At 61.7% G+C, this 26,471-nt stretch carries 26 protein-coding genes and 1 pseudogene; 19 read left to right on the top strand and 8 right to left on the bottom strand.

Features of this window, described 5'->3' with window-relative positions; all coding sequences use genetic code 11:
- Window positions 1-19 precede the first annotated feature (19 nt).
- On the top strand, window positions 20-646 hold the full coding sequence (locus QUE79_RS04295; protein WP_286345596.1) for a hypothetical protein: 627 nt from the start codon (window positions 20-22) through the stop codon (window positions 644-646).
- A gap of 230 nt (window positions 647-876) precedes the next feature.
- On the opposite strand, the gene QUE79_RS04290 is transcribed toward QUE79_RS04295, so the two are convergent.
- The 8 genes from QUE79_RS04290 to QUE79_RS04255 all read right to left on the bottom strand — a co-directional run bounded on the left by QUE79_RS04290 (window position 877) and on the right by QUE79_RS04255 (window position 6,843).
- Window positions 877-2,034, bottom strand: coding sequence for a TDT family transporter (locus tag QUE79_RS04290; protein WP_286345595.1), 1,158 nt, complete (start codon window positions 2,032-2,034; stop codon window positions 877-879).
- Window positions 2,035-2,108: 74 nt separating this feature from the next.
- Window positions 2,109-3,014 carry a LysR family transcriptional regulator gene (locus QUE79_RS04285; RefSeq protein ID WP_286345594.1) on the bottom strand — a complete coding sequence of 302 codons (906 nt, stop codon included), beginning with the start codon at window positions 3,012-3,014 and terminating at the stop codon, window positions 2,109-2,111.
- Window positions 3,015-3,097: 83 nt separating this feature from the next.
- On the bottom strand, window positions 3,098-3,649 hold the full coding sequence (locus tag QUE79_RS04280) for a uracil-DNA glycosylase (RefSeq protein WP_286345593.1): 552 nt from the start codon (window positions 3,647-3,649) through the stop codon (window positions 3,098-3,100).
- 417 nt (window positions 3,650-4,066) lie between these two features.
- Entirely contained in the window at window positions 4,067-4,390 is a 324-nt protein-coding gene (locus QUE79_RS04275; RefSeq protein WP_286345592.1) for a hypothetical protein, read from the bottom strand.
- A gap of 94 nt (window positions 4,391-4,484) precedes the next feature.
- Window positions 4,485-4,640, bottom strand: a complete 156-nt coding sequence (locus QUE79_RS04270; RefSeq protein WP_286345591.1) for a hypothetical protein — start codon at window positions 4,638-4,640, stop codon at window positions 4,485-4,487.
- Window positions 4,641-4,733: 93 nt separating this feature from the next.
- On the bottom strand, window positions 4,734-5,741 hold the full coding sequence (locus QUE79_RS04265; RefSeq protein ID WP_286345590.1) for an ImmA/IrrE family metallo-endopeptidase: 1,008 nt from the start codon (window positions 5,739-5,741) through the stop codon (window positions 4,734-4,736).
- A complete protein-coding gene (locus QUE79_RS04260; protein ID WP_286345589.1) occupies window positions 5,741-6,295 on the bottom strand; it encodes a hypothetical protein in 555 nt (184 codons plus the stop codon). Before QUE79_RS04260 ends, QUE79_RS04265 begins: the two co-directional genes overlap by 1 nt.
- Entirely contained in the window at window positions 6,292-6,843 is a 552-nt protein-coding gene (locus tag QUE79_RS04255) for a sigma-70 family RNA polymerase sigma factor (RefSeq protein WP_286345588.1), read from the bottom strand. The genes QUE79_RS04260 and QUE79_RS04255 overlap by 4 nt, the downstream gene beginning before the upstream one ends.
- Before the next feature lie 668 nt (window positions 6,844-7,511).
- On the opposite strand from QUE79_RS04255, the gene QUE79_RS04250 reads away from it, so the two are divergent.
- The 18 genes and pseudogenes from QUE79_RS04250 to QUE79_RS04165 all read left to right on the top strand — a co-directional run bounded on the left by QUE79_RS04250 (window position 7,512) and on the right by QUE79_RS04165 (window position 26,418).
- On the top strand, window positions 7,512-7,856 hold the full coding sequence (locus tag QUE79_RS04250) for a hypothetical protein (RefSeq protein WP_286345587.1): 345 nt from the start codon (window positions 7,512-7,514) through the stop codon (window positions 7,854-7,856).
- Window positions 7,857-8,450: 594 nt separating this feature from the next.
- Window positions 8,451-9,245: a hypothetical protein gene (locus QUE79_RS26095; RefSeq protein ID WP_286345586.1), complete on the top strand. Its 795-nt coding sequence runs from the start codon at window positions 8,451-8,453 to the stop codon at window positions 9,243-9,245.
- A gap of 26 nt (window positions 9,246-9,271) precedes the next feature.
- Entirely contained in the window at window positions 9,272-11,107 is a 1,836-nt protein-coding gene (locus QUE79_RS04240) for an RHS repeat domain-containing protein (protein WP_286345585.1), read from the top strand.
- Window positions 11,107-11,706 carry an RHS repeat-associated core domain-containing protein gene (locus QUE79_RS04235; RefSeq protein WP_286345584.1) on the top strand — a complete coding sequence of 200 codons (600 nt, stop codon included), beginning with the start codon at window positions 11,107-11,109 and terminating at the stop codon, window positions 11,704-11,706. The genes QUE79_RS04240 and QUE79_RS04235 overlap by 1 nt, the downstream gene beginning before the upstream one ends.
- Window positions 11,707-11,728: 22 nt before the next feature.
- A complete protein-coding gene (locus QUE79_RS04230; protein WP_286345583.1) occupies window positions 11,729-11,968 on the top strand; it encodes a hypothetical protein in 240 nt (79 codons plus the stop codon).
- 86 nt (window positions 11,969-12,054) lie between these two features.
- Window positions 12,055-13,032 (top strand): annotated as a pseudogene (locus QUE79_RS04225) (RHS repeat-associated core domain-containing protein); the annotation flags it as partial.
- Window positions 13,033-13,201: 169 nt separating this feature from the next.
- A complete protein-coding gene (locus tag QUE79_RS04220; protein WP_286345581.1) occupies window positions 13,202-13,534 on the top strand; it encodes a hypothetical protein in 333 nt (110 codons plus the stop codon).
- A 58-nt stretch (window positions 13,535-13,592) separates the two neighbouring features.
- Window positions 13,593-13,766, top strand: coding sequence for a hypothetical protein (locus QUE79_RS04215; RefSeq protein ID WP_286345580.1), 174 nt, complete (start codon window positions 13,593-13,595; stop codon window positions 13,764-13,766).
- Between the two features lie 301 nt (window positions 13,767-14,067).
- Window positions 14,068-14,313 carry a hypothetical protein gene (locus QUE79_RS04210; protein ID WP_286345579.1) on the top strand — a complete coding sequence of 82 codons (246 nt, stop codon included), beginning with the start codon at window positions 14,068-14,070 and terminating at the stop codon, window positions 14,311-14,313.
- 697 nt (window positions 14,314-15,010) lie between these two features.
- Entirely contained in the window at window positions 15,011-15,409 is a 399-nt protein-coding gene (locus tag QUE79_RS04205; protein ID WP_286345578.1) for a hypothetical protein, read from the top strand.
- Between the two features lie 780 nt (window positions 15,410-16,189).
- Entirely contained in the window at window positions 16,190-16,933 is a 744-nt protein-coding gene (locus tag QUE79_RS04200; RefSeq protein ID WP_350271740.1) for a metallophosphoesterase, read from the top strand.
- A gap of 299 nt (window positions 16,934-17,232) precedes the next feature.
- Window positions 17,233-17,508, top strand: coding sequence for a helix-turn-helix domain-containing protein (locus QUE79_RS04195; RefSeq protein WP_286345577.1), 276 nt, complete (start codon window positions 17,233-17,235; stop codon window positions 17,506-17,508).
- 760 nt (window positions 17,509-18,268) lie between these two features.
- The gene (locus QUE79_RS04190; protein WP_286345576.1) at window positions 18,269-18,625 is read left to right on the top strand and encodes a hypothetical protein; all 357 of its coding nucleotides are present in this window, start codon (window positions 18,269-18,271) and stop codon (window positions 18,623-18,625) included.
- A complete protein-coding gene (locus tag QUE79_RS04185) occupies window positions 18,622-20,781 on the top strand; it encodes a TnsB C-terminal domain-containing protein (protein WP_286345575.1) in 2,160 nt (719 codons plus the stop codon). Before QUE79_RS04190 ends, QUE79_RS04185 begins: the two co-directional genes overlap by 4 nt.
- Before the next feature lie 209 nt (window positions 20,782-20,990).
- Window positions 20,991-21,866 carry an ATP-binding protein gene (locus QUE79_RS04180; RefSeq protein ID WP_286345574.1) on the top strand — a complete coding sequence of 292 codons (876 nt, stop codon included), beginning with the start codon at window positions 20,991-20,993 and terminating at the stop codon, window positions 21,864-21,866.
- Window positions 21,867-21,869: 3 nt separating this feature from the next.
- The gene (locus tag QUE79_RS04175; RefSeq protein WP_286345573.1) at window positions 21,870-23,840 is read left to right on the top strand and encodes a TniQ family protein; all 1,971 of its coding nucleotides are present in this window, start codon (window positions 21,870-21,872) and stop codon (window positions 23,838-23,840) included.
- 89 nt (window positions 23,841-23,929) lie between these two features.
- Window positions 23,930-25,975 (top strand): GNAT family N-acetyltransferase, encoded by a 2,046-nt coding sequence (locus tag QUE79_RS04170; RefSeq protein ID WP_286345572.1) that lies wholly within the window; start codon window positions 23,930-23,932, stop codon window positions 25,973-25,975.
- Complete coding sequence (locus QUE79_RS04165; protein ID WP_286345571.1) at window positions 25,972-26,418, top strand: ASCH domain-containing protein; 447 nt, start codon at window positions 25,972-25,974, stop codon at window positions 26,416-26,418. The genes QUE79_RS04170 and QUE79_RS04165 overlap by 4 nt, the downstream gene beginning before the upstream one ends.
- Window positions 26,419-26,471 lie beyond the last annotated feature (53 nt).

The raw sequence follows: 26,471 nt of genomic DNA, 5'->3' as shown, positions 1-26,471 counted from the left end.
ACGTAGGATCACCGGCAGCATGAGTCCGATTTCCGATGCTCTGCCGACGGCCGACGACGAGGATCGCCGGTGGGCCGAGGCTTCTCGGCGCGTCCAGGAGCTGAAGGATCATGGGCCCCGCGTACGGGGCATTTCAAACCAGCTGGCTCTTGTCATCCTGATTGTTCTCCTGGGTGGACTAGCTGTCGTAGCCCGCTTAGGTGAGCCTTTAAGCATTGCTGCCGTTTGCCAGTTCGTGCTCCTCGCCGCTGCGCTTGTTGTGAGCGGTGTGGGCTATGCCCGAGCAAGACGGGGTGGCCGCCTCCTGTCGCAGATCCCGACACCACGAGCAGAGTGGCCTCTCTCGCCGCTGCTTCCCGAAGAGCGTCGCTCTCTGGCCCGGCAGCTTCGTGGACGCATCCCGCCAACCAAACGGTCCCGCGAGATCGTGCCGGATCTCATCGCGAACTCCCGACTCAATAACCGAGCCGTGCTGCCCTCTCTCGTCGGGTTCGTTCTGTTCCTGTTCTCGGAATCGTTGTACCTCGGGTGGCCTTGGCCACTCATCATTGCGGGAATGGTGGTCTTCCTGGTGATCATGACAAGGGTCGAAGCCCGAAGGTGGCAGAAAGCACTTGAGCTGAATCGTTCGACGTTTCACGCATGAAGTCTCAGAGAATCGGTCGCTATTAGGGAATGGCGGCTTTGTCTTGAAAACCCTGAAAGGACTACTTAGCTAGCCCGGCGGCGGGAACGACTTTCCAAGACGCCACGTGGCTCGTGCATTCAGTGCTTCCGAGGCCGCTGACCCGGCAGATTGAGACGTCTCCGAACCTTTAGTTTTCCGAGACTGCGAGTTCGCAGTTGCCGCTCGCCGGCCAGCGGGTGTTTCATCTGTTAGGCGGTGGCGCGTGGTGGTGCGAGGAGTGTGCCGCGGATGACGCTGCCGTGGAAGGTGCGGATTGCGACGGTGATCCAGGCCGCGAGGAGTCCTGCGTAGTAGATGCACGCGAGGACTTGAAGAGCCACAAGGCCGGTGTGGAGGGCGAGTCCCGAGAGGCCGGTCACACAGGTGCCGACGGGAAAGGTGAACGACCACCAAGTGAGGGAAAACGGTAGTTTCTCGAGGGCGGTACGGATCGTGATCATCAGGGCGAGGGCTGTCCAAATGAGGGCGAAGCCGAGAACGGGGATGCCGTAGATCAGTCCGAATGTCAGGAGCATGGTGGCAAGTGCCGGGGCGACGACGAGGTGGGCGTTGCCGCCCAACAGGTTGACGGCGGTGATCGACTGACCGAGCGGCCCGAGAACGATCCAGAGGGTGGGGACCATGGCGGCCCCGCCAACCTTGTGCTGGGTCAACCGCGACCAGATGAGGGTGATGACAATCAAGGAGGCGACGAGTGCGAGCCCGAAGAGGGCGTAGCAGGACCAGAAGAGCGTCTCGCGGGCTTGCCCGGCCGGGGTGTAGGGCAGTAGCAGTGCGCCGGTGGAGGCGGAGACCATGGGCGGGACGATGGGCATCAGCCAGCCGCCGAATGCACTGTCGGGCTTTGAGTCGTGGCGGGTGAAGGTCAGGAACGGGACCGCGATCGCGGTGACGAGCCCCATGGCTGTACCGAGGGACCAGAGGACCCAGTCGATGCCGATTGCGGCGGGAAGACCGATGACGTCTTTGCCGAGGAGGATGGTGCCGGCGCCGACAGTAAGGAACGCCATCGCGGGCGCCCCGTAGAAGTGCGAGATGACGGGATTCAGGTGGTGCTTTTTTGCGGTCTCCCGGTAGAGGGCCCAGTGCATGACGGTCGCGAAGGTTAGGGCGACGAGGCCGATGCTGGCGATAGCCCAGATAACCGTGCCGAAGACTCGCAGGCCCGGGAACTGCAGCGGCAGGCTCGCGGCGACGTTGGCGACAATGCCGGTGCCCATGATCGAGGCAAACCAGTTCGGAGTGAGGTTCGACACGATCTCACGGGGATGTTCGAGGTCCCGGAAAATGCGGCGCGCCTGCTTCTGAGGCGCAGGCGCGGCCGGTCGGCTGGCGGTGGTGGTCATGAGACAAGCGTGCTCTCGGACAGTGACGCTCGCTATGCCCACCTGCCTGTCAGCTGACAAGTGTTCCTTGTCACCTATTCACGGAGAAGAGTGAAGAACCTCTCCGCGGCGGGAGGCAGCGGTGTCCCGGTGCGCCAGAGCGCGGTAAACGGTCGCGACAGGGTCAAACCTTCCACGGGAACGCGCAGGAGGAGTCCGCGGGCGATATCGTCCTGCACGGTGGAGGTGCTGAGAACTGCTGGCCCCACCCCGCTGGCGACAGCCGCCCGGATGGCGCTGGTGGTGGCCAGAACCGCGGCCGGCTCGTGGAGGACGAGGCCGGGCTGGGTCTCGGCAAGGGCGATTTCGAGGGTTCGCCGTGTGCCGGAGCCGGTCTCTCGCGTGATCAGCGGTTCACCGGCGAGTTCCTCCACAGTCACACTTCCCTTACTGCGGGCCCAGGGGTGCGAGGGGGCGACGACGACGACAAGCTCGTCGTCGCGGATCGTGGCCGAGGCCAGATCCGCCGGAATCTCCGGTGTTTCGATGAGGCCGACCGCCGCCGCCCCGCTTCGCACCTGATCAATCACAAAAGCACTGTTACCCGAGGTTAGCCGGAGCTGATCGTCGCCGCCGGAGCGTTGCCGGAACGTGCTCATCCAACCGGGCACGAACTGTTCGGAGATTGTCTGGCTCGCAGCGACGGTCAGGACGTGGGCGGCTTCGGGACGAAGAGTCCGCACGGAGAGAGCAAGCGCGTGCGCGGCCGCGAGGTAGTCACCGGACCATTCGGTGATCAGCTGACCTCGCGTCGTCAGGGTGGACCCTTTCCTCGTTCGGTCGACGAGGGCGAAGCCAAGGGACGCCTCTGCTGCGCGGACCCGGGAAGACACGGCCTGCTGCGACATCCCAACGGTCACCGCTGCGCGCCGAAACGTCCCGGTCTCAGCGATCGCCTGAAGGATTTGCAGTGTCACCAAATCAGGAATCTCGTCGCGCACCACCTTCTCCTTCCTCTGCCCTGCCGGTCACAAGCGGAACTTATGTCACGAGGATGGGTCGAGCGTAGCGAGGCGCGAGGCCGTCACACGGCGGCGGCGTGCCGAAGCGCGGTGACGGCGCGAAGGTGCTCCTCTGCAAACCGGGTGGCATTCGCCGGTGACGGGTGCGGTGCCGCCAAGACCGGCACGACGCGGACGTCGTCAGAGAGGGTGAAGTGACGCATCACTCCCGTCAGCGCGGGAGTGCCGAACGTGACAATCGCCCGAACCTCCGTGAGGGCGGCGAGAAGCTGACCGAGAGCGGGCCGCGCCTCCTCCAGGTCGCCGACCGTCGGGGAACGATGAAGAGCCCATGGGACCACGTTCCAGCGCAGGTACTGGTCGCGCGCAAGGCCCGATTCGATGCGGGCCGCGCGGAATGCCTTCGCAGTAGGGCCGGGGTTGTCTTCGCTGCTGATCGCGGGCGACCCCTGGGCGATGGTTGCCGGTCCCGGTGATTCCATCAGCACCAAAACCGTCGACCGATCGCCACCCGAGTGCGGATCGAATCCGGGGACGAACCGTTCTGGTCGACCTCCAGGGTGGCGCCAGTGACCCAGGAGTTCATTCAGACCCGCAAAGCAATGGACCGTCATGCAGGTCGCATCCGTCCTGCGGACGGCTCAATCATCATTCCCATGAACCTACTCACAGTCCAACTTTGGCGAACGGGCACTGTGAGGCGGCCAGCGCCGAAAGAGGTTGCCATCGAGTCACCAGAAACAGCGCTCCGAACGATCAGGTTCATGAGACGACGCAAGGCGAGCTGAGACGCCTCAAAAACCTATAGTTTTATGAGACTCCTTTGTGATTGGTAATCCGCGAACTACTAGATGCGGATCGTCTTACCGCAGTTGCCGCAACGGATTAGGCCATGCTGAACAGCGCGGACGCCGACGAAGGTGTGGTGGCAGTAGGGGCACGTGAGGGTGGGGATGGAAGGCATTTGCTGTCTCCTGACAGTTTGAAGGGGCTTAGGTGATGGCGAGCTTGATCGTGAGCTTGGGCTCTAGTCAGTCCTGGAATTGAGCTGCGTCGACGTCGGTGAATCCTGCTTGGTACCCGGCGTATCCGGCAAAGCCGGGGTATCCGGGGTAGCCCGCGTATCCGGGGTAGCCCGGGTATCCGGGATATCCGCGATAGGGCTGGAAGGTGCGGCGGAGGAGGCGGTTCCCGACGACGGTTCCTAAGTACTTTCCTGTTTTGTCGACAGCGTCGTTGTCGCCCCAGGGGAACCAGCCGAGCCAGTGGCCGTGCTTGTCGAACAGGAACTTGTCCTCCTGAGTTCGGCGGAACGCCACGTGGTGACCGTGCAGATTGAACAAGAAGGTGCTCACTTAGAAATCCGTCCTAGGTAGGGGCTTGGAATGTGCGGAGGGGTAGGCCGGTGGGGCGGCGCGAGGGGTCGCCCCACCGGCCCTGGCGGGGCGCCTATTTTTCGTTGCGGACGCCCTTGTGCTGTGTCGGGCTGCCGTTCATGATCTGGCCCGTCGTGGTGTTGCGCTTGAACCACGTCTTGCCAGACTTGAATTCGCTTCGGGCCTTTACGGCGCCGGCGCGGTGGTTGTGACCGGTATTTTTGGCCATGTGCTGTCTCACCTCGTTCCCGAGGGCAGGTGTCCCGCTTCTGCGGCCCCTCACCGAGTAGTCGGAGTGGCCCGCGAAGTTATAAGCGCCGGATTAGGCGCACATCTCGCATTGACCATTCACGAGTAGATGGGAGCGCGTCAGGGTGTTGCACGTGATGCAGAGCTCTTCGTCCGCGCGCTCACGAGTGCATCTACAGTTGCCGCACTTGGGGCAGAAATACTGCTGGCACTTAGAGCATGGATAGCCCCGAACCGCTCGCTGCATTCCGCAGCAGAAGACACTTCCTTCGAGACGGGTGTCCCATGCTCGGTCTGTGAGGACCGGCATCGGTTCAACTTTCCAGAGGTCAGCATCGGCTAGGACTGCATAGATACGACGGTCGTCGGCGACAGCGTCGATGTAGAAATCCTCCCGTTTGTCCCAGCTGGAGCGCCAGAAAGAACGTCGAGTGAGGGAGTCGCCAGAGTTCATGTGGACCAAGGTGTGCGCGGCGTCGACTTGTTGCCCGCGCCACGGGTAGATCTTTGGCCATCCGAGCTCGGGATCTGGGACGACGCTCGAGCTCGTGATGGAACGGCTCGGCCGGTCGATGATGACGATCGCGCCGAGTCCTTTCAAGCGGGACGCGACAGCAATTGCTGCTGCGGGACGACTCGCCGCCGATCCTGCGTAAAGATCAAGGATGTTTTGAGCTCGAACAGGGTTCGAAACGATGGAATCGATCAAGTCGTCCGGGAGTAGCAGCCGTTGTGCGATGCGGTCGCAGAGCGTCTCCAGGGCCACGCTCGATTCGTCACGGTTGGCGACCCAATCCAAGATTGCGTCATCATGTTCGACCAGCCAATGCCCGAGTTCATGAGCAACGGTGAAATTCTCGCGCCGGCTGCCGTCAGTTGGCGCGTAGAGAACAACACCATCGCTGAGATACGAAACGCCGTCGCACATCCCGCCATCCTGACGCGACTCCGCAAGTGAATCGACAGCCCGGACAGATATCCCCATCGACCTGATGGTTTCAATGGGGTCCAGAACAAAAGCCTCCCGAGTTGGGCCACTCAGTTGGTCAATCGCCCGGGTAGTCCAGCGTTCCAAAGTCACTAGGATTCTCGATTCTCGACTTCTTCAACAAACGCCGTGATGACGGCCAGTTGCAGTTCCACTTCGGGCGGACCGCCTCGATGGACCGCTTGCAAGGATCTACTTTCAAGGCTCGCCGCGGCAGCGAGCCTGGAAATATGTTTCAAGCGTGCCCACCTTTCGACGAGCTCTTTGAAGCGGCTGTCGTCTCGCAATGCTCTGAAGCTGTCATTCACGGTGCTAGTGACGAGATCAGTTTCTGCTAGCTCCAACTCATCCGCGATCGTGGCGATCAGTGCAGGTGCTAAGTGCGTTCCTTTGCGGGTTTCCCATTGAAAAACTTCGGCAGTAGTGACACGCCAGCCCCGGACGGTTAGGTGGTTAGCCAGGGCGGATGTAGTCAAATTCAACTTCATCCGGGCTCGCTTTAGGGCAGCAGGATTGAGAACTGAAGTGGAATCAGGAACAAGGCCAAGAAGTCGAGCCGCAGCATCATTTTCCAGTGCCGGTGGGACGTAGGCCGCAGCTGCAAGCAGCGCATCCAAGGTTGCGTCGTGGTTCTCCGCATTCGTCATGCCTTGCCTCCCTCCTGATCTTCTATCGCTGTTCGAAGTTTCGTTCGCGCACTTCTTAGCACTTGGCTGACGCGCGCCTGAGTTATCCGGAGCTCGTCCGCTACCTCCTGTTGCGGGCGTTGTTCCCAGAGGCATCCACGGGCAATAGCCTGCTCTTGTGGGGAAAGACTCTCCAGGACTTCTTCGGCCTTCTTCACATAGCTTCGGGTGTCGATCCCGTCCAGCAGATCGTCAATTTCATGGCTCTCCGCGTCCTGGCTTTCCAGGTCATAGTCCGAACCTTCCCGATTGCGGACGTGTTTTGAACGGATGTGATCTATGGCCCGGCGTTTCGTCATGGTGACCAGGAAGGCCTCCCAGCTGACGACGTCGGCAGGCGGGTGTTCCAGTAACGCAGTAGCGACCTCCAGGACGACATCCTCGACCTCGTCTTGAAGGCCTGCGCTGTAAAGCGTGGCAAACGCGACACGGAGGAGAGTCTCGCGATGTTGCAGCCAAGCGTCGGCAGCGAAGCCAGAAAGAGAAGAATTTACGTCGCCCTTTGCCATTCAGATTCTTCCCCCCGTATGCCCTGTCGTGGTGTAGTCGACGATCGAGACCAAGTTATAAGGAACCGAGGGACATGGGGAGATTGCCGTGGGTTGAACTGCTCGGAACGAGGTGCGTTCGCTGCTTTATCCGCAAACTGGCGCCACTCGGCGCGCGCATCGCTGCGATGTACGACTCGACCTGGTGGCGATTATGGTCCAAAGGTCGAGGCCGGTGCCGTGGGTGGGACTTCGCCGTGACGTCGGGTCCGCGTCGAGCAGGAACGACTTCACCAGGTCTTCATGCCGAATGGATGACAGGTGCAGATCATCTGAGGGTCGCCAATACTGCACGTCCCAGCGCCGTCCACTCCTGATGCGTCGCGCCACCACCCGGTCTCTGTCGCTCGTCACCGACCCGGAGGTGAGACCGCTAGTCGATTCCCCCTTGGGGCCCTCGGTGAACTGGCCTCCCGCGCCTGACGGCGATCCCGCTGGGCGCCGCTTCCGAGATTGTTCGGTCACCGGTAGTCCTCCTCCCAGCCGTCGGGGAGATCGACGTAGCGACCCGAGGACGTTGACCGGTAGGCGATGGTGTCGAAGTCCCCGTCGGAGGCCTCGGAACGGGCGACCTCACATGCGTTCCTACCGGCCAGGATCTCAACGCCGCCGTCCTCAAAGACCAGGGCGTGCAGGTCATCACGCCCAGCAGCTCCACCGCTGCACGCCCCGCGTCGGTCGACGGTACCGCGACGACGTTCGTTCAGAGCCAGCTCTACGACGACGCCAGCTACGGAGGATCGTTCTTCCAGATCACCAACAGCGCTGCGTGCAACGGCAGCACCGTCTACACGCTCAACAACCTCGGCAGCTACGGGTGGTCCGGCCGCGTGAGCTCGTTCAAGAGCTTCTCGAACTGCACCACCAAGGTCTGGCAAGGCACGACCCCTTCCGGAGCGTCCTATGGGTTCAACACCAACGTCGCCAACCTCGGCGCGATGAACGACAAAGCCAAATCCGCCCAAATGAAGTAGCGAAGTCTCGAAGCAATGGCCCCACTCACCGAGTGGGGCCATTGCGCGCGCTTAGTAGACCAAGATGTCCGTCAAATCGCGCACAAGCCCCAAGTCCACGCAAGATCCGGTGCTCGAATTCTCAGACATCGACACGTTTCGTGAAGACGGGGGAGTGGCCGGTCGAGGATCGGCTATCGGACGGTGAACTGCACCCAAGCATCGGCCGGGAGGTTAGGTGGGCTAGGTACGTTTCAGTGTTCGAGCCTCCAGTGATCGTCGAGATCAGCGGCCACTGCCGGCCAGAACTGGGAAGCTACCGTGTTGCGGTCTTGGAACGCCACGGACCAGCGACCTGGTTGATGGCCAGGACGCATCCCCGAATGGGGGGTATCTGGCCTCAATGGTGGGGGCGTACCGTTCCGTGCAGGGCGGCATTCTGGGATTCTGATCACGATTTCTCCGGGGGTGGCGGTCGTGCACGGCCGTCTGGGATCGGCTAGGGCTTCCTCGACGGTTTGTGTTTTTCGGATCACAAACAAAGGGGTTTCTGTGTCTGCTTTCGCCACCCGTCCAACGCATCGCGGGAGGGCTTTCGCCCTTCGGACCGCGCTCGTGGGCGCAACCTGTATCGCCCTTGTCGGCGGTTTCGCTCAGGTCGCACAAGCGGCCCTCCCCACCGGGCCGACCACGACCGGCCTTACCGGCTCACGCCCCGGCGCGACCGCTTTGTCGTTCCGGATCAGCGACCAGGTTGCCGCGTCGGTGGACGTCGCCACCGGGAACCTCCTGGTCGCCACGCAGGGCCTCGCCCTGCCGGGGGTGAACAACACGATCCCGATCGGGGAGACGTACAACTCCCTCGGCTGGCAGACCGGTTCGAACAGCACCGCCGCCGCCTACAACTGGTCGCTCGGGCTCGCATCCGCGGGCAGCTTGTCTGTCGTCGGCACGAACGTGATCTACACCGGTGGCGACGGCGTCACCTGGAAGTTGACCCCGGTCTCGGGCTCATCGACCGCGTTCACGTCGCCGGCGGGGTTCAAGCAGGATCTCGTCAAGACCGGCACCACCGGGTACACCCTCACCGACCGGACCTCCCGTCAGGTCGTCACGTTCAACGCGGACGGCGTCGCGACGTCGGTCGCTGACCGCAACGGCAACAGCACCACCCTGAACAGCTACACCGCCGGCGTCCCGGCGACGGTCGTCTCGACCGCGGGTCCTACGGGAGCCCGTACGGCGGCGCTGAGCTTCAACGGCAGCACCTTGGCGACGACGATCACGCAGACTGCGGACCAGTACAACACCCGCACGGTGAAGTACCAAAGGACTCCTCCGGAAACCTCACCGGGTTCACGGACGCTGCCGGAAACACGACGACCTTCGCCTATACCGGCCATGACTTGACGTCGATCACCTCGACCACTGGGGCGGTGACGAACATCAGCTACAACGGCTCCACCCACACGGTCTCGCAGATCGACCAGCTGAACACCACCGCGGGTTCGCCGGGGACGTCGACCACGCGGTTGACGTACCCGTCGACGTCGCAGACTCTCGTCGCCGGCCCGAACACCAGCACCGGCACGCCGGTTGCGACCGGTGACCACACCACGTACACGATCAACCCCACCCAGGACCTCGTCCTGAAAGCGGTCGACGCGGCCGGTCGTGAGCAGTCCAAGACCTACACGGCCAACGCGGACACCGCTACCGCCACGGTGGGTGCGACCGGCGCTCCCGGTACCGGCACGTCGACCGGCACGTACGGGGCGAACAGCGGCAACTCGCTGACCAAGGCCCAGGCCCCCGGTGGTGCGTCGAACTCGACCACCTACGGGTCCACCACCAGCACCGCGTACCTGCCGGCTTCCACGACGGACGCCGATGGGAACACGAGCGTTCAGACGTTCAACGGTGCCGGTAACCAGCTCACCAACGCCGACGCGTCCGGCGCCACGGCGACGCTGACCTACAACGCGGATGGGACCGTCGCGACGGCTCTCGCCCCCGGCAACGGCACCAACAAGACCGTGTACGCCTACAACTCCGACAAGCAACTCTCCACGGTGACCCCGGTCACCGTGTCCGGGACGGCGCTCGGGGTGAAGACGTACACCTACGACCCCTACGGCCGGAAAGCCTCCGAGACCGACGGCCGCGGCAACACCACCCGGTACACCTACGACAAGGACGACCGCCTGCTGACGACCGCCCTCGCCGACGGGTCCGCCACGGTCACGAACACCTACGACGACGCCGGCAACCTCACCAAGTCGGTGAGCCCGACCGGGACGATCAACAACACGTTCGACCAGCTCGGCCGCCAGCTCACCACCTCCAACACGGCGGGCGGATCCGAGACATACACCTACGACAAGGCCTCCAACCAGATCACCTCGGCCGACTCGTTCGGCACCTACACCAACGCCTACGACCCGTCCGGCGTGCTCACCAGCACGACCTACCCGAAGGGCTCCGGAACCCAGGTCACCCGGTACAAGACCGATGACCAGGGCCGCCGCACCGACACCTGGCTGCAGTCCTCCAACCCGAGCAACTCCACCTGGGCCGCCCACGAGAACACCAGCTACGACACCTCAGGCCGGGTCAAGGAACTGAAGTCCTACACCGGCCCCAGCGCCTCGAGCACCCTCGTGTTCGACACCGTGTACTGCTACAACTCCGACACCCCCGCCCCCACCTGCGGGACGGACACCACCAAGGACCACGCCAAGCTGCAATGGACCAAGGACACCACTACCGGCCAGCCGAACAGCGGCCAGGTCACCAACTACACCTACGACACCCAGGGGCGCGTGACCAAGGTCGCCCAGTCCGGCGGCGCCGGGACCAACAGCACCTACACGTACACGTATGACGTGCGCGGGAACCGCCTCACCGCGGTCGTCACCGGGTCGAACCCGTCGTCGCAGACGCTGACCTACAACGCCGCGAACCAGATCACGACGGCCGGGTACTCCTACGACGCCACCGGGAACCTCACCGCGGCGCCGGGGGCGACGTATACGTACAACGCGTTCCAGCAGATGACCACCTCGAAGGACACCACCAGCGGCATCTCGACGAACTACACGTACGCCGGGGCCGACCAGAAACAGCTCCTCTCGGCCGTCACCCCGACCGTTCGCACGAACAACTACACGTACGGCAAAAACGACCAGCAGGAAACCCGCAGCTCGTCACCAACACCTACGGCGGCAGTGGAGCGCACGTCTACAGCGATCCCGTCACCGGGCAGGCGTTGATGCTGACCACCTCGTCCGACATCGACGGGCTGTACGTCTGGGACGGCCTCGGCAACCCCGTGGGCCTGCTCGTGGACTTCGCCGCCAACGCGTTCTCGTACAGCTACGACCCCTACGGGCAGCAAGCCCTCACCGCCGGAGGCTCTGGAAACGGCGCCTCGCAGAACCCGTACGCGTTCAAGGCCGGCATCACCGACCGCGCATCCGGGCTCGTGAAATTCGGCATCCGTTGGTACGAAGCCGCAACCGGAACCTGGACGCAAAGAGACACTCTGGATGCACCCCTCGACCCGTCTAACGCCAACCGTTACCAGTTCGCCGGCGGAGACCCCATCAACGGCAGCGATCCTAGCGGTTTGGCATCCTTTGGTGAGTATGCAAGCAGCTGCGCCGTCGGTGCTGGCACTTCATTGGGTATCGGATTGGGCCTTGGCGCCGTCACAGGAGGCGTTGGGCTGGCGGGCACGCTGGCTGTTGGATGCGGTTTGAGTGTTCTTGGTACCTTTGTCGGAAGCACGTTGGGAACGGGCGCGGGGCAAGCTGTGGGGCTTGGCGGCCTCTACATATCCTTGATTCAAATTGGAACCAAATTCGTATGACCGACTATTTGAGGGCGTGTCCATGAGCATTTCAGATCTGGAGGACTTAAAGTTCTGGGGTTTACTGCCTCGAGAGGCGGCATATATCTCTGGGCAGGTCATGGGAGGCTTAGCCCTTGTCGCGCTTGTGGCAGGAGTTATTACCGGGCAATGGTGGTTCTTCATTGCCACTGCCATCGGCCTGGGGTTCGCGGCTGTCCTCTTTAAGCTTGCTCATCACCTTCGAATGTTGGCTTACTCGTCGCTGGATGAATCCACGTAAGTTCTGGCTAGTAGCCGCGGACGAGACCTGGCACCCCGCGTGAGCATCAATAACAAGTCTAGCAAAGGGAACTTTCAGGCGGCTCATCGGTCACGTACACGTATGACGTGCGCGGGAACCGCCTCACCGCGGTCGTCACCGGGTCGAACCCGTCGTCGCAGACGCTGACCTACAACGCCGCGAACCAGATCACGACGGCCGGGTACTCCTACGACGCCACCGGGAACCTCACCGCGGCGCCGGGGGCGACGTATACGTACAACGCGTTCCAGCAGATGACCACCTCGAAGGACACCACCAGCGGCATCTCGACGAACTACACGTACGCCGGGGCCGACCAGAAACAGCTCCTCTCGGCCGTCACCCCGACCGTTCGCACGAACAACTACACGTACGGCAAAAACGACCAGCAGGGAAACCCGCAGCTCGTCACCAACACCTACGGCGGCAGTGGAGCGCACGTCTACAGCGATCCCGTCACCGGGCAGGCGTTGATGCTGACCACCTCGTCCGACATCGACGGGCTGTACGTCTGGGACGGCCTCGGCAACCCCGTGGGCCTGCTCGTGGACTTCGCCGCCAACGCGTTCTCGTACAGCTACGACCCCTACGGGCAGCAAGCCCTCACCGCCGGAGGCTCTGGAAACGGCGCCTCGCAGAACCCGTACGCGTTCAAGGCCGGCATCACCGACCGCGCATCCGGGCTCGTGAAATTCGGCATCCGTTGGTACGAAGCCGCAACCGGAACCTGGACGCAAAGAGACACTCTGGATGCACCCCTCGACCCGTCTAACGCCAACCGTTACCAGTTCGCCGGCGGAGACCCGATCAACGGGCAGGATCCCACCGGTCTAGCGTCTGCTCTCCGCTGCACGATCAATAACGGGATCACTGCGGTGTCGGGCGCGATCGCGGGTGGAGCGGCCCTGTACGCTGCTGTGACCGCACCTGCCGACGTATTCGTGGCTCCGACCGCAAATACGGCCGGCGCGTTGACAGTTGCCGCTGTGGCCGGGGCCGTTTCTGGTCTAGGCGGTCTGGACTCCTTTATCGAGGGATGCTAGTGACATATTTTCTTCTTGCTGTAGGCCTTGTGATGCTGGGATCGGCCATAGTCATACTCATCCGCCAGAGTCGATCCCAGGCTCCGCGATCTGCACCCCTGAAATCCGCACTCGTGGTCGCGATCGTCGTTGGTGCAGCGCTCATCATCTTGGGGGCCGTGCTTCCAAAATGATGTTCTACAAGGCCTTCGGTCGAGACGACCGTCGCCGGCGTCCCGGCGACGGTCGTCTCGACCGCGAGGCCCACCGGAGCCCGTACGGTGGCGCTGAGCTTCAACGGCAGCAGCCTGGCGACGACGATCACGCAGACCGCGGACCAGTACAACACCCGCACGGTGAACTACCAAAAGGACTCCCCGGCAACCTCACCGGATTCACCGACGCCGCCGGAAATACGACGACCACGGGGACACTCATGACCGCAGCACTCATCATCCTGATCGCGGCCGTAGTCGGTGCTGTAATCGGCTTCATCGTCGTCCGCCGTCGTAAGCGGCTGTAACTTCCTGCGCCGCAAAAAGCAATAGGGGCTGTACGTCTGGGACGGCCTCGGCAACCCCGTGGGCCTGCTCGTGGACTTCGCCGCCAACGCGTTCTCCTACAGCTACGACCCCTACGGGCAGCAAGCCCTCACCGCCGGAGGCTCTGGAAACGGCGCCTCGCAGAACCCGTACGCGTTCAAGGCCGGCATCACCGACCGCGCCTCCGGGCTCGTCAAATTCGGCATCCGTTAGTACGAAGCCGCAACCGGAACCTGGACACAACGAGACACCCTCGACGCACCCCTCGACCCCAGCAACGCCAACCGGTACGTTTTCGCTAGCAGTGACCCAGTCAACGGCTTCGACCCGACAGGGCTATCCGCCTACTCTGATTGCGTGGTTCAATCCGTGAAACGACGGGAATCGGTGGTGCCGTGACCGGCGCTGTCGCCGGTACGCAGAAAGGTGTTCTCCCTGGCGCTGCTGCTGGCTTCCTTGTTGGGGGACTTACCGGGCTCATTGTCGGAAGCGTCTCTTGCTAGAGAATGGAATTATGAGCGATCGAGAACAGGCGATAGACCGTCTTGACAAGCAGCTTTGGCGAATCCGGTGGTGGCCACTTATTCCGCTGGCTGTGATCGTCGCGCTCTGTTCGGCCAGATGGGGAACAATGGGTTTTGTTGCCTCTCTAGTCTTTGCAGTAATCGTTGCCGGTGTTCTTTACTTTGTGCGCATGCCTCTGAACGCCAGGCGGTTGCAACTTATAAACGACGATTCATCGGCATCCGATCCTGAGTAGTCCACATGATTCGCAAGGAGAAGGGCCGCCCGATAGGGCGGCCCTTCTCTCATCTCGGACGCGCCACAGAATTAGGCAATCGGATTCTTCGGCGCTCTGGCTGTCGTCGCCGTAGGAGGAAACATCATCGCCGCGATGCACTGGAGAGTTTCGTGAAACTAGTTGTTCAGTTTCGGGAAACCTCAGCGGCAAAGAAAAGACCGGCCCATTTGGGCCGGCCTTCTCGTTTGGTGGAACGTTCAGTTGCGATTTTGCGTCTGGTTCGCGGGGCGGTGTGGGTTTGTATCGGTTTCGGGGTCCCCTAATCGTCCCGTTCTTGATGAAGGTGCGGTTGATATGTGGGGGTGGCTACGCGACTTTTGGTCGTGTGTTAATCGCTAACGCTTTGAACTTGCTGGTCGATAGAAGAAGGCGTCCGCCCTGGTTTGAGGACGGCGGCAAGCAAGGGCTCATATCGAAAAAAGATAAAGGACGTGATGGTGAGACATGCGTTCGTGGCCGTCAACCCGACTAGTGGTCCGCGGGCCTTGGTTTCGTGGCTGTCTCTCGACGACCCTCACATGGAACGAGAATTATGAATTTGGCGCCTTGGTTTTCCGCGGTTGTCGGTCTGTTAACTCTCGCATGGGCAATTGCCGCCTACGTTCGAGACAGCAGCGGCACGAGGCAGGCCGAGCAAGCGGAACGTGCAGCACGAATGATCGAGCTGCTCGAAGAGATTGATCTCGGCGGAGCGGACGTGGGGTTGGACTCAAGTAAAGCCCGAGCCCTCCACGACGAGCAGATAAGAGCTCTACAACGCGTTATCCGGCTCGGTGCTGTCGACTTCTCTGACCGCGCCCTCCGCAGTGGACTGTCAATCGTCACGTTGCTCATCGTTGCCGCCTACGCCATTCTCTTTGGCGTCCTCGGAATCAATATTCTGGGAAACGGCGACTCGAAGGACCCTAGCCAAAAAATCGTCAACAGTACTTCGGGCTTGACGCTTCTGGGGATGGGCGTCGTCGGCATCGTCGTTGTTCTTGTTTCGTGGCGTCGCCGACGCCGATCAACTCGGCGTCGGCGAGCCGCGGGCATGATCGTCCCGACCCCTTAGAAGCTGCAAGCTCAACGCTCGACGAGCTCGTTACAGCCGTCACCGCTCGGAAGCTTCGCCGCCGCCAACGGGCCGTGTTCAACTCACGTCACACTGATCACAACGTCCAGAGGAACTCCAACACCTAGGCCATCGTGTGGTGTCCTTCGCGTGTGAATATTGATCGGTTCTCACTGACCATGACAGGGTGGCTCTTCACGTCGCCGAAGCAACACTCATGGAGCCGAGATTTACGCCACTCCCAGGGCCGTCACCAAGCGCGAGAGGCCTGCAGCCGAGCAAAGCCGCCCGCGGTCGGGCGCCAAACTTGCGTTCCGTGGGCGGACCTCATTTATAGGTTTTATAGATTGTCTCGATTTATAGATCCGGGATCGATGCTCGGGGCGCCCGCCCGTCCGCTTCCAGCACGTGCGCCCCCTTCGCATCGACGATCTTTTCGGGTGAAAGTGTGGCCTGGGCCGGACTTGAATCCAAATGGAGTCGAGAGCGTTATGCGACGGGTCGGTCTCGGGGCGGCCCCGGTTGCGTCGGAGGGACTGGTGGTTGACCACGCGTGAATTGCGCGCCACTGATCACGTCCACCTTTAGCGACACATATACCGGCGCGCTTCTCGGTGGGCTTCACTATTCTCGGCGACAGAAGAATAAGGCGGGCAGGCATGGAGGAGCAGACAGACCTCGGTTGGAATCCGTTGAGGGCGCAACTCGGCGGGAGAGCCGAGTGAGTGGCGTCCCAGACATCACTCTCGCGCTAGAGACGCGAGCGGTTGTGGCCGGCGACTGGCATGGATCCACTCGCTGGATCCAAAAGGTCATCCCCGAATACACCGACTCGCACCCGACGTCAAGACGATTCTCCACGTCGGCGACTTCGGATACTGGAAAACGGGCCAGCGCCAAGGGAAGGGGTATCTCGGTGCCGTGGATTATTGGTGCAAGCGTGCCGGCATCGAACGGATCCTGGTGACCCCAGGAAACCATGAACAATGGAGCCTCCTGAGGGCAGCGTTCGGGAAGCAACCGGGACAACCGATCCAGATCACCGAACGCGCCTGGGCCATGCCAATCGGCTACCGGTTCCGATTAGGAGCCCACACCTACATGTCCTTTGGAGGGGCCGCTTCCTTTGACGCCGATCAGCGAACAGAGGGCGTTGACTGGTTTCCGGACGAGATGGCCACCCAGGCTCAAGCCAACGCGGCGGCAACTGGCGACCCAGTTGACGTCTTACTCACCCATGAGACGCTCTTGGAGCCGAGCCCTCTCGTCGCGCGGGAAATGGAGCGAAACCGGGACTCCGTTTCCGACGAGGTCCAAGCTCGTTCTGCTCTTTCACGACAGCGCGTTACCCAAGTCACCGATCATCACCAGCCGGCGAGGCTATTCCATGGTCACTTTCACACTCCGGACATGATGAACCTGCCCGGCGGTCGGCAGGTGTGGTCGATGGGGATGGACCGGCAGGACCGGAACGTCGGTGTGCTCGATCTCGACTCGCTGAAGTTCGACTGGTTGCTTGAGTAGGCCCGTGGGCTCTGGACCGAGCTGCTTCCATGCGGCGCCCCTGTCCGGTTCGAGCTCGGTTCTGGGTTTTGCCGCCTCGGCGTTCGGGCCCCGTAGGCGGGGATCTCGTTCGTGACTAAAATCCATGGCGTCGGCATCGATGATGGCAGTCATCGCATTGCGACAGCCCCGCGCGGCACCGCCGGGAAATAAATTGCAAACGATCGAGAGGAACAGCGGGACGGGCAAACCGTGCCCGCTGCTCAGCATGCCATCGGAACGCTGCGGCAGCAACAACTTCGCCGCAGAAGGAGACGTGCATGAGCGAGAACGCGAGAGCCCAGAGCCACATGAGGCAGCGCGACCCATGGTCAGGTGACATTGACAAGATTTTGGAGGCCGAGCGAGAGCGGCACAATCAAGCTCGGCTCCATCGAGCGCTGATCCTCGATGTCGTCGATCGTGGTCTCGGCGTCCGGCCGCTCGCTCGACGGCTGGGAGTCAACCCGGGCACCGTCGCGCATTGGCTCAAGGCGGCACGGAAGGAAGTCAGCGGAGACAGACCCGCCGATGACACGCCGCCGTTGCAATCCTGAGACACCCCATTTCTGGTCGTATGCTGACGCCAAATTGGTTCAGAAGCGTTCCCGATCGGAGCCCACATGAGCACCGCACCCGTTCCAGCCATGCTTGATTCAGACCCACGCGTGGTTCGTCGGCCACGCGGCCCGGTCACGCAGAATATCGGCCGATGACTCTGCTAGGGCCCGTCCGGATTCCTGCGTCAAGGCCGAATCCCCTACAAGCGTCTCTGAGCTGGCCACCATCCATCTGGTCTCTACGGCCGACACCGCGCGACCCGATACTCGAGACGCTCCTTGAGATGGCTAGGTGGCAAGTCCTCCGTGAACCGGGGAAGCGGGCGCGAATCAATCGGCCCATCAGAGGACCGCGGCAGGCCGTTCCTCTGCCCTCTCAACCGACGGGGAGCGAGCCGGACTTCGTCTTCAGCACGGACGGAGCGACGTCGTTCGCGAGAAGAGCGAACACGATCGAGCTCGCCGACCTTGTCTTCGCCCATCCCCGTCGATCATTTTCTCGGCGCCACGCGCAGCATCACAAACCCATCGCGCAATTCTCACGGGTCGTTGGCGACCTGATCATGTGCGAATCGCGACTCGAACGGTCCTTTGTCCTTCTTGCCGACCACACGCCGTTCGTGGCGCACATCGTTAGTCAGCCGATGACGATCATGTTCCCGGCGGGTTCGCCCATCAGGCACCACACACCCGACTTTCTCGTTCTCCGGCATGGGCACCCCCGATCGTCATCGATGTCAAGCGGCCAGATCAGGCAGTGGTTGACACGAACGTCCGACTGCACCAGATCGTCGCTGCCGCTCTCGCGCAGGCAGGCATGGTGCACGTCGTCTGGACGGGAATCACCAAAACCATGGAAGCAAACCTTGACCTTTTTCGTGGTGCTACGAGCCAGCTCGACGGAGTCGAGCTCGTCGAGCTGGAGGACATTGCCTACGAGATGGCGGGAAGGGACGGTCTGGAGGCCGGCGAGATCGCCTCACAAATCAGTGATCAGTTTGGGGGCGCTGACTTGTTCTGGTTGACCATGATCCGGCAGATGATCTGGGACCACATCCTGCAAATCGATTGGAACATCCTCTTCACGCCGCAATCTCGGGTGTGGGCCGCATGATCTCCTCACAGCCCCTCGACCGGGCCTCTAGCGCAGCCCAGGCAGTCCGCCAAATTTATGTCGGCGCCCGCATCACGTGGAATGACGAGACGGCTATCGTCGCGCAGATCGGCATTTTCACGGCGCTCCTAGTTCACGACAATCGGGGCCGCGCGCCGATCGGGGAGTTTCCCATCGATCAAATCGTTTCCGCCATGCAACACGCAGGTGCCGCCGCCCCGACGTGGGTCGGTCAAGACCCCGAACATCTGCTCGCGCGCGATAAAGATGCCCTGGACGCGTATCGGGCCAACCTCGACACGGTCTACCTCGCCCTGTACGGCGTCCACCCGAACGATCCTCCGGGAACGGCACCTATGCCTGAGCTCCATCCCAAGCTGCCGTTGGCAGCGCGGAAGCGATTTCTCGCCGAGCTGAACAGCCGCAGCCCCCGCTCCAAAGGCTCCCGCAACGGGTTTCTCGTCAAACCGGATTCTGAACGAACTCGAATTGACCGGCTGATCCGAAACTTCACCGAGTTCGGACCCATCGGGCTCGTCCACGCAGCCAGACTCGGCCTCCGCGACCGACCGGGCACTGAGGCAATCCGAACAGCTCTCGACGAGTGGCTTCTCGATCAGGCTGGCACGTCTTTGAGGACTAAGCGAGCCCTCGCAATCCGCTTCGTGGCGGAACTCGATGATGATGTGCCCTTCAGGGTGCCTGGCGTCGACACCATCGCGGACTACATCGCGGACTGGTTTGGCCTTCAAGATCACAGCGGCGGGTCGGCGGCCACCCGAGCTTCCGCAGAGGCCCGCGCTGCAATGTCGGAACAGGTTCGCATCACGACCCACCCCGGGCAACTCGTCCTCTTCGACACCACGAAAGTGAACGTCTGGGTTCGCAATCCAGACGATGCGAAAAGGGCGGTCCGGCTTGAACTGACCATCGCTCTCGATCACTACACGTGCGCCATTGTCGGAATGGCGCTCACGCACACCACCGCATCGCTCGGAATCGCCTTATGCCTCGCCGACGTCATCATGCCGAAACGCCGGGACTTCATCGAACAGTGGAACAACGACCCGCCCTCGCCCTACACCTACCTTCCACACGAGATCGACTTTCTTGAACGCATCACCGATGAGGACCTCCACGGGTTCCTTCCCGAAACCATCCTCAGCGACAACGGCAGCCCGTACGTCTCGGCGACGATGGCAGGCGTGTGCGCCTACTTCCACATCTCCTTCGAGCAGGCACGCAGCTACACCCCCGGCGATAAGGCGCAGATCGAGCGCGCCTTCGGCACGATCAAAGAAATGCTAGAGGCCCTATTCCCAGGATTCCTGGGCGGCTCCGTCTACGAACGAGGAAAGAACTCGCACCTCGAAGCCCTGGTGGAACGCGTCGATTACGAACAGGCTCTTCGAGAATTCATCTGGGCATACAACCGCACGCCGCACGAAGGGCTTCGCATCACTGACGACGAACGCTTCGACAAAACGGTCGACGTAAGCCCCATGAAGAAGTGGGAGCACGGCATGCGCCAGCACGGGCCCCTTCGCGTCCCCGCCTACGCACTGGACCCCGTACGCATGCTCCCGTTCGTCGAACTGAAAACCGACGCCGGTCGGGCAATCGTCAAACGACTCACCTTCCGGTCGCCGATCGTCGCGCAGCTGGCGCGAGACTACCGATGCCTCAACAGCAAAAACCAGTTGAGGATCCATTACAACCCGGCCGACATGCGGCAGGTATACATTTTCGATGCGAGCGGCGATTGTCACGAGATCCCGTGGATTGGCCGAGCTGACTGGACGCCACAATTCGGCCTCTACTTCACCAAAAAGGCCACCGACGAGTTCAGCATGCCTGTTTTCAAGAAGCGCGATTTGGACAATCTTTTGATTGATCTCACGCGTCGCATTTCCAAGTCTGCTAAGCCCGCTCTGGCGCCGGTTGCCCTTTTGAGCACGGCTGAGGAGCAGCTCGATCACATCCTGCAACCGGCCTTCCGGGCGATGCGCGCTCGCTTTGGCAAGGGTTTTCCTATGGAACATGACCTCGGAGAGCCTGCCGAGGTTCTCACCGTCGATGCCCCGATCCGCTTGACGGTTCCCTCGCCGCTGCCGTTCGCCGAATTGGAACCCATCGAAGAATGGGGCGACATCTGAGCACGGTAGAGCCGGCCTGGCGCGACCAGCTCCGACCGGAAGATCAGCATTTCGCTGACGTCCTGTGGGGGCGTCTCGCCCCCGAACCGGAGCGCCGGTCAGGGAGCGAGTTGGCCTCGCTCGGTGACGTCGATCGTGACGTCTACGGCCGTCAAAGACGAGCTTGGTTCCGGGAGGTCCCTCCCGTTAGGTTGACGGCGCACGCTCGGGTGCGCCATCAGCTCGAGGCCGAGAGACTAGACGATGCCGACTCGGACCCAGGATTTGGCGCGCCCCGCCCGATCACCGTTATTGAAGGTGACCCTGGGGTCGGAAAATCCAAACTCATGGACGTTGAGGGGTTTTTCACGTCGGCCTACTTCGCAGGGTTTCGATCTCGTCCTGGTTGCAAGCCCGATCCTCGCTCTACCCTCACGCGCTCAACGGCCGACTACATTCCGGTCGTACGCGTCAAGTTTCGCCCCACGCAGAAAACCATTTATAAGGTCATCGACGGCATCCTGACGGCCTTCGGCGAACCCGGCAGCTCCGGTGCAGATCGAGATGACTCGCTGGGAACCGCCATCCGCAATCATGGGACTCGTCTTATCGTTTTTGACGAGCTCCAGCGGCTCCCTCTTACCAAGGCACTGGGTCGAGACGTCTTGAACCTATTCCGCGACCTAAGCGACTCGTGCCGCGTCTTAATCGGCATCACCAATATCGACGACGTCGTGACTGGACCCCGTACTGATGGGCGCGGCGCGGCCGACGACACCCTCGACCTCAGGAGTGTCGCTCTGACGCTCAAGCCTCTTGGGTACGACACCGACGACGAGGTCAAGGAATGGCAGCAGTGGCTTATGAGTCTCGAGGGGCGTCTTATTCTGGCAAAGATGACCCATCCTGGGTGGTTGAGCGTTGATCTTGCCTCCTACATGCACGCCGTATCCCAGGGGCACATGAACTCCGTCGTTAGGCTTCTGAGTACGGCGCTTTCTCGTGCCATGGCCACCGGCGCGGAATGCATAGACAGGGCACTCCTTGACACCCTCGCTGTTGAGCGAGCCCATGAGTCAGCCCGCGCCACGAGGATCAGAGGCTAGAAATTGAGGAAGACCTCCGAGGCCGTCCTGGCCCGCCGGATTCTGGAACCGCCCCGGAAGATCAGTTACTCGCTCGTCTTATATCCAGGCGAGTTTTTTCAGTCGGCGGTGACCCGATGGGCCGACGACCTTGGGACGACCCGGGCGCGACTCCTGTACTGGTTCGGGCTCCGTCATCTCGAGCCCACAGAGATCCGATCGCTGGGCAACTTCATGCGAAGCGACGTTCTGCACAATGTGGGATTTTCTACGGGCATTTCGATCGAGCGCCTGCGGGCATCGACTATGGAGAATCTCAATGGCCGGGCCGTCATTCTGAACCCCTCGGACGGCTTCGCCTCGACCGCGATAAATAGGCAATCGCCCCTCGCCAAGTTGTCAGGAACCCGCTACTGCCCGTCGTGCTTGCTCACCAATCCGGGCGTCATGCTTCAAAGGTGGCGCTTGAATTGGACGTTTGTGTGTTTGACCCACGGCTGCCTGCTGCAGGACACCTGCGGCCAATGCGGGCACCCGCTACGTGAAGAGCGAGCCTTGGCGAGTGGACGCGCAATCGACTCTCGGCTCTGTTCCAATTGCGGCCACATGCTTTCGGAGCACCCCGGATCTGACCGGCTCGCACGCCAATCGAGGATCGTCGAATGCCAGGAAGAGGTCGACGGCATCATTGAGTTCGGAATCCGACCGCTCGCAGACCTCGCGGATACGGCATCGGTCATTGCGGCGCTTCGTGCGGTCAACAATTTGGATCGAATTGCCGAACTTGCCGACGTCGACGCATCCAGTCTCGTCGGCCTCATAGAGACAGAGGCCCATCCGGGTTCGTCGGCACCGAGAGATGCGCTGGCGATGGGAGCCCTCGCGACCGCAGCTCGCAAGATCCTGACGGCTCGAGAAGAGACCAGTCAGGAGTGGATCCGAATGACAAGTTTCGAACGCGTGGTTACGGCGTCGCCTCGGGCCGATCAAATTGGCCCCGGATCTGCCCGAGACTTTCTGCAAAAATATCCCGGATCCCTCGAGTCGCCCAATCTTAGGCAAAGAATTTTGCGCGCACACGACCAGGATCTCTCACTTGCGCAGCGGATCACGTGGGGGTCGTCGATCACCGCAGGCACGCGGGCGCGGTACCCCAAGTCCGGACGATACATTCCACTCCATGGGGTTCTACCTAGGGGTTTCTGGCCGCAGTGGACTTCCCGACTCGACTGCGGGGGCGCCGTCGACATCTCAGCGCTTCAAAAGGGGTTGGTGATCGCCACTAGCCTGGCGGATGTCCACGAAGATCATGAGCCGAGCGAGGGATACAGGCCGGCCTTGTCCATCGCCAAGTACCTAAGAATAAAGATGCTCGGAAACAAGGAAAAAGGCACCCAGCTCATCGCGGGAATCATTGAACTTGCCCTATGGCTGAAAGCAAATGGGATTCCGATCGACTACGCCCGCCGACGTGCGATACCTAGTCCCCTTCTACTTCAAGGCGACCACTGGGAACGCATCTGCGAGACGGCGGGAGCAAACCCGGGGCAGGCGAGACGGCATTCGCTGGCGCGCTTGTACCTGGCCCAGCGCATCCAGGGCGCACGGCGCGGACGGGGACATGACCTGCCGGCGTCAAACTCTCTGGAGTCCGAATATACTGACTTCAAGTTCGCTCTGACTCGAGAATTGCAAAGCGCACTTGACGATTACGCGCGAGCCTTGCTCCGCATCCGAGGTATCGACGAGCCGCTTCGCTGGGAGCCACCATTGCTCCTGCTTGAAAGAGGCATTCCCGGACGCGAGCTAGGCGACATCAACATCGACCGCATGCATGAGTTGATTCTCAACGGCGAGCATCGCCAGGGTGTGCTCGCGAAGGAGCTTGGTGTCACACAGCGGCACGTCGTAGGCGCGGTAGACGAATGGCCTCCTCTGACATCGTCCGGAGTAAACGTAGCGATCTGGAACTCGTCCGACTGGGCCGCCGCCTGATTCAGGCTGTTTCTAGCCCTAGTCCCCAGCTAGATGTCAAGCGGCGCGCCAAGAGCCCCTGATCTCTCATTCAAGAGAAGATAAATGCAATGAGTGACGACCGGGACGAGGTGCGGCATCTCAGCATTGATCACATGCCATCCCGAGAGGACTGGCGCCAGGTCCTGTTGCTGGCGAAGCATCACAAGAACACTGTTGGGTGGCTCCCGGACTCCGCCTTCTCCGACCGGCTCCGCACGGGAACGCTCGTCACGATTTGGCGTGATGAAGTCTTGCTCGGGTACTGCCTCTACGACGTCCAACGTTCTGGGTTGATCAAGCTTGTTCACGTCTGTTCGGCGGAGCGAGGCTCTGGAATCGGTAAGCGGCTCATCAACGAGGCCGTCCAAAGACACCCGAGCGCGATCGGAATTCTGGCGTGGTGCCGACGTGATTGGAACCTAGGGCCGTTCTGGACCGGCGCTGGCTTGATGCCGCGAGGCGAGCGCCCAGGGCGCGCGCAGCACGGTTCGATCCTCACTGCTTGGTGGCGCCAACTCGGGGCGCTCGATCTCTTTGAGGAGGCCGCGTTGGGGGCCGGCCTTCCCCTCGTCATGGTCGACACAAACGTCGTTTCCGACTGGTACGCGTCGGCAGATGTGACGCGGCCAACACGACGATCATCACAGGCCCTTCTAGCGGATAGCGTGCAGGCAGAGATCACAGTCGTCCTTTCACCTCGAGTCAACGTCGAGCTCGACGGCATACCAGACCCCGAAGAGCGCGGCAGGCAGCGCCGAGCCGCCGAACACCATGTTCGGGTGCGATCCCGAACAGCGGATGACTCTCGGACCTATGAGACCCTTCGCGCAGGACTGCGGCCGGTTGACATTCAGTCGGACCCATCCCTCCTCAATGACTTACATCACGTCGCCGACGCGATTGACAACGGGGTGCAGTTCTTCGTCACGAACGACGAGCGCTGCTTGTCACTGGCGCATCAGTTTCTTCCGCGCGATTCGTCTCTTGAGGTCCTTCGTCCGCACGAGTTGATTCGGCGTCTTGAGCAGCGGATCGGGTTTCCGCAGTTCCAGTCCCGATTTATTGAATCCATCGACCTCCAGTGGGTCCCCGCTTCGTCGTTGCCTGAGCGACGACTGATCGACGCCTTTGTTTCCCAAGAAACACGTGAGCGCGGAAGGGCGTTTCAGGCGACGCTTCGCGCAACCATGGCCTCGGATTCCGCCGGTTGCCGAGTGCTCGTTGATCCGTTCAACGACCCATGGGCTCTACTCGTGCAGAGTCGCGACGACCTAGACCTGCGCGTAGATCTCTTCAGGGTGATTCGAGGCGAGCGAGCTGCAACGCTGGCCTTACAGCTCGCGCGACACGTCCGTGAAAACGCTCGCGAGAGCGGACTAGGTCAAATCCGGATCACAGACGGTGGACTCGCGAACGTGAGCAGGAATGCGCTCCGCAGCGACGGATACGTGCTCGCTGAAGAGGCCTACCGAGCGACTCTCATCGATCAAGCGCTCCCCATTGATGCCATTCTTCCTGACGAACCGTTGCCAGCCTCGGTGTCGTCCGTGCGAGAAGCCGAAAGAAAATTTTGGCCTTTGGTGCTAATCGGGGCAGGTCTGCCCGCATACATCACGCCGATCCAACCCCGGTTCATCGACAATCTCTTCGGAATCGAACGCCCGACTCTCTGGAAGGATCGCTCCAGAGCCCTGGGCCTGTCGCGAGAACACGTGTACTACAGCGGCTCCGACAAGTCACTCCCTGAAGAGGGATCTCGAATTCTTTGGTATGTCACGGCCGACCCAACAGGTACGTACCGAGCAATCATGGCGACTTCCCGGAGTCTGGGATTTGAGAGGCTCGACCCGGAACTGGCGTTCGAGAAGTACGGGAGAATCGGCGTGCTGCACCTTCGAGACGTCCGGAACGCGGCCGGGCGACGAGATGGCAAAGTCAGCGTCATCCGATTTGAGGACACCGAAATTCTCATGTCCCCAATCAAGAACGACAAGCTCCTTGAGCTACGGCAGGCGCACAACGTAAAGGGTCCGATCCAATCGTTCCGCTCGGTGCCACCCTCGATGTTCGATGACATCTCTTTAGTCCAGGCACGAACCGGGAGCCGTAGATGACCGCAATCCTGCTATCCGTGCGACCGGAATTCGCGAACGCGATCCTCTCGGGAACGAAAACAGCCGAGGTGCGGCGGCGTTTCCCGACTCAGGTCTTGCCGACTACGCTTTATCTCTATTCGAGCACCCCGGAGCGAGCGGTCCTCGGCACGGCCGTGCTGCAGAGCATCGATCGGCCGCGCGCTGTCGATGTGTGGGCCCTCTATCGAGATCGAATTCGGATCGGACGCGGACCTCTGGCCAGCTACCTCAAGGATGTAGCGCAGGCAGCTATCCTGCGCGTCGAAGATCCCATTCGTTGGCACCGGCCGCTCACGCTCGCGGAGCTTCGAAGCCAAGTCGGGGTGGAGCCGCCCCAGAGTTTTCGTTACCTTACCGACGACCACCTGCAATCCATCGCCCGATGGGGCCGTTCGAGTTCAGATGCGAGGGCACTCGCCTGAAGCTCGTGTTCACAACCTGAAGCGCGAAGGCGCAAGCCGCAGGGAGCCAGCTG

Origin of the sequence: Frondihabitans sucicola (assembly GCF_030296615.1) — a bacterium.
Lineage (GTDB): Bacteria > Actinomycetota > Actinomycetes > Actinomycetales > Microbacteriaceae > Frondihabitans > Frondihabitans sucicola.
Note: the sequence above shows the minus strand (reverse complement) of the source record. Positions and strands in the feature narration are given on the sequence as shown.

Bases quoted from the DNA above. Each gene is read 5' to 3' on its own strand.
- QUE79_RS04170 (WP_286345572.1), top strand. From the start codon at position 23,930: ATGAGTGACGACCGGGACGAGGTGCGGCATCTCAGCATTGATCACATG.
- QUE79_RS04220 (WP_286345581.1), top strand. From the start codon at position 13,202: ATGATGTTCTACAAGGCCTTCGGTCGAGACGACCGTCGCCGGCGTCCC.
- QUE79_RS04195 (WP_286345577.1), top strand. From the start codon at position 17,233: ATGAGCGAGAACGCGAGAGCCCAGAGCCACATGAGGCAGCGCGACCCA.
- QUE79_RS04280 (WP_286345593.1), bottom strand. From the start codon at position 3,649: ATGACGGTCCATTGCTTTGCGGGTCTGAATGAACTCCTGGGTCACTGG.
- QUE79_RS04255 (WP_286345588.1), bottom strand. From the start codon at position 6,843: ATGGCAAAGGGCGACGTAAATTCTTCTCTTTCTGGCTTCGCTGCCGAC.
- QUE79_RS04230 (WP_286345583.1), top strand. From the start codon at position 11,729: ATGAGCATTTCAGATCTGGAGGACTTAAAGTTCTGGGGTTTACTGCCT.
- QUE79_RS04260 (WP_286345589.1), bottom strand. From the start codon at position 6,295: ATGACGAATGCGGAGAACCACGACGCAACCTTGGATGCGCTGCTTGCA.
- QUE79_RS04210 (WP_286345579.1), top strand. From the start codon at position 14,068: ATGAGCGATCGAGAACAGGCGATAGACCGTCTTGACAAGCAGCTTTGG.
- QUE79_RS04290 (WP_286345595.1), bottom strand. From the start codon at position 2,034: ATGACCACCACCGCCAGCCGACCGGCCGCGCCTGCGCCTCAGAAGCAG.
- QUE79_RS04205 (WP_286345578.1), top strand. From the start codon at position 15,011: ATGATCGAGCTGCTCGAAGAGATTGATCTCGGCGGAGCGGACGTGGGG.
- QUE79_RS04235 (WP_286345584.1), top strand. From the start codon at position 11,107: ATGCTGACCACCTCGTCCGACATCGACGGGCTGTACGTCTGGGACGGC.
- QUE79_RS04270 (WP_286345591.1), bottom strand. From the start codon at position 4,640: ATGGCCAAAAATACCGGTCACAACCACCGCGCCGGCGCCGTAAAGGCC.
- QUE79_RS04165 (WP_286345571.1), top strand. From the start codon at position 25,972: ATGACCGCAATCCTGCTATCCGTGCGACCGGAATTCGCGAACGCGATC.
- QUE79_RS04185 (WP_286345575.1), top strand. From the start codon at position 18,622: ATGATCTCCTCACAGCCCCTCGACCGGGCCTCTAGCGCAGCCCAGGCA.
- QUE79_RS04295 (WP_286345596.1), top strand. From the start codon at position 20: ATGAGTCCGATTTCCGATGCTCTGCCGACGGCCGACGACGAGGATCGC.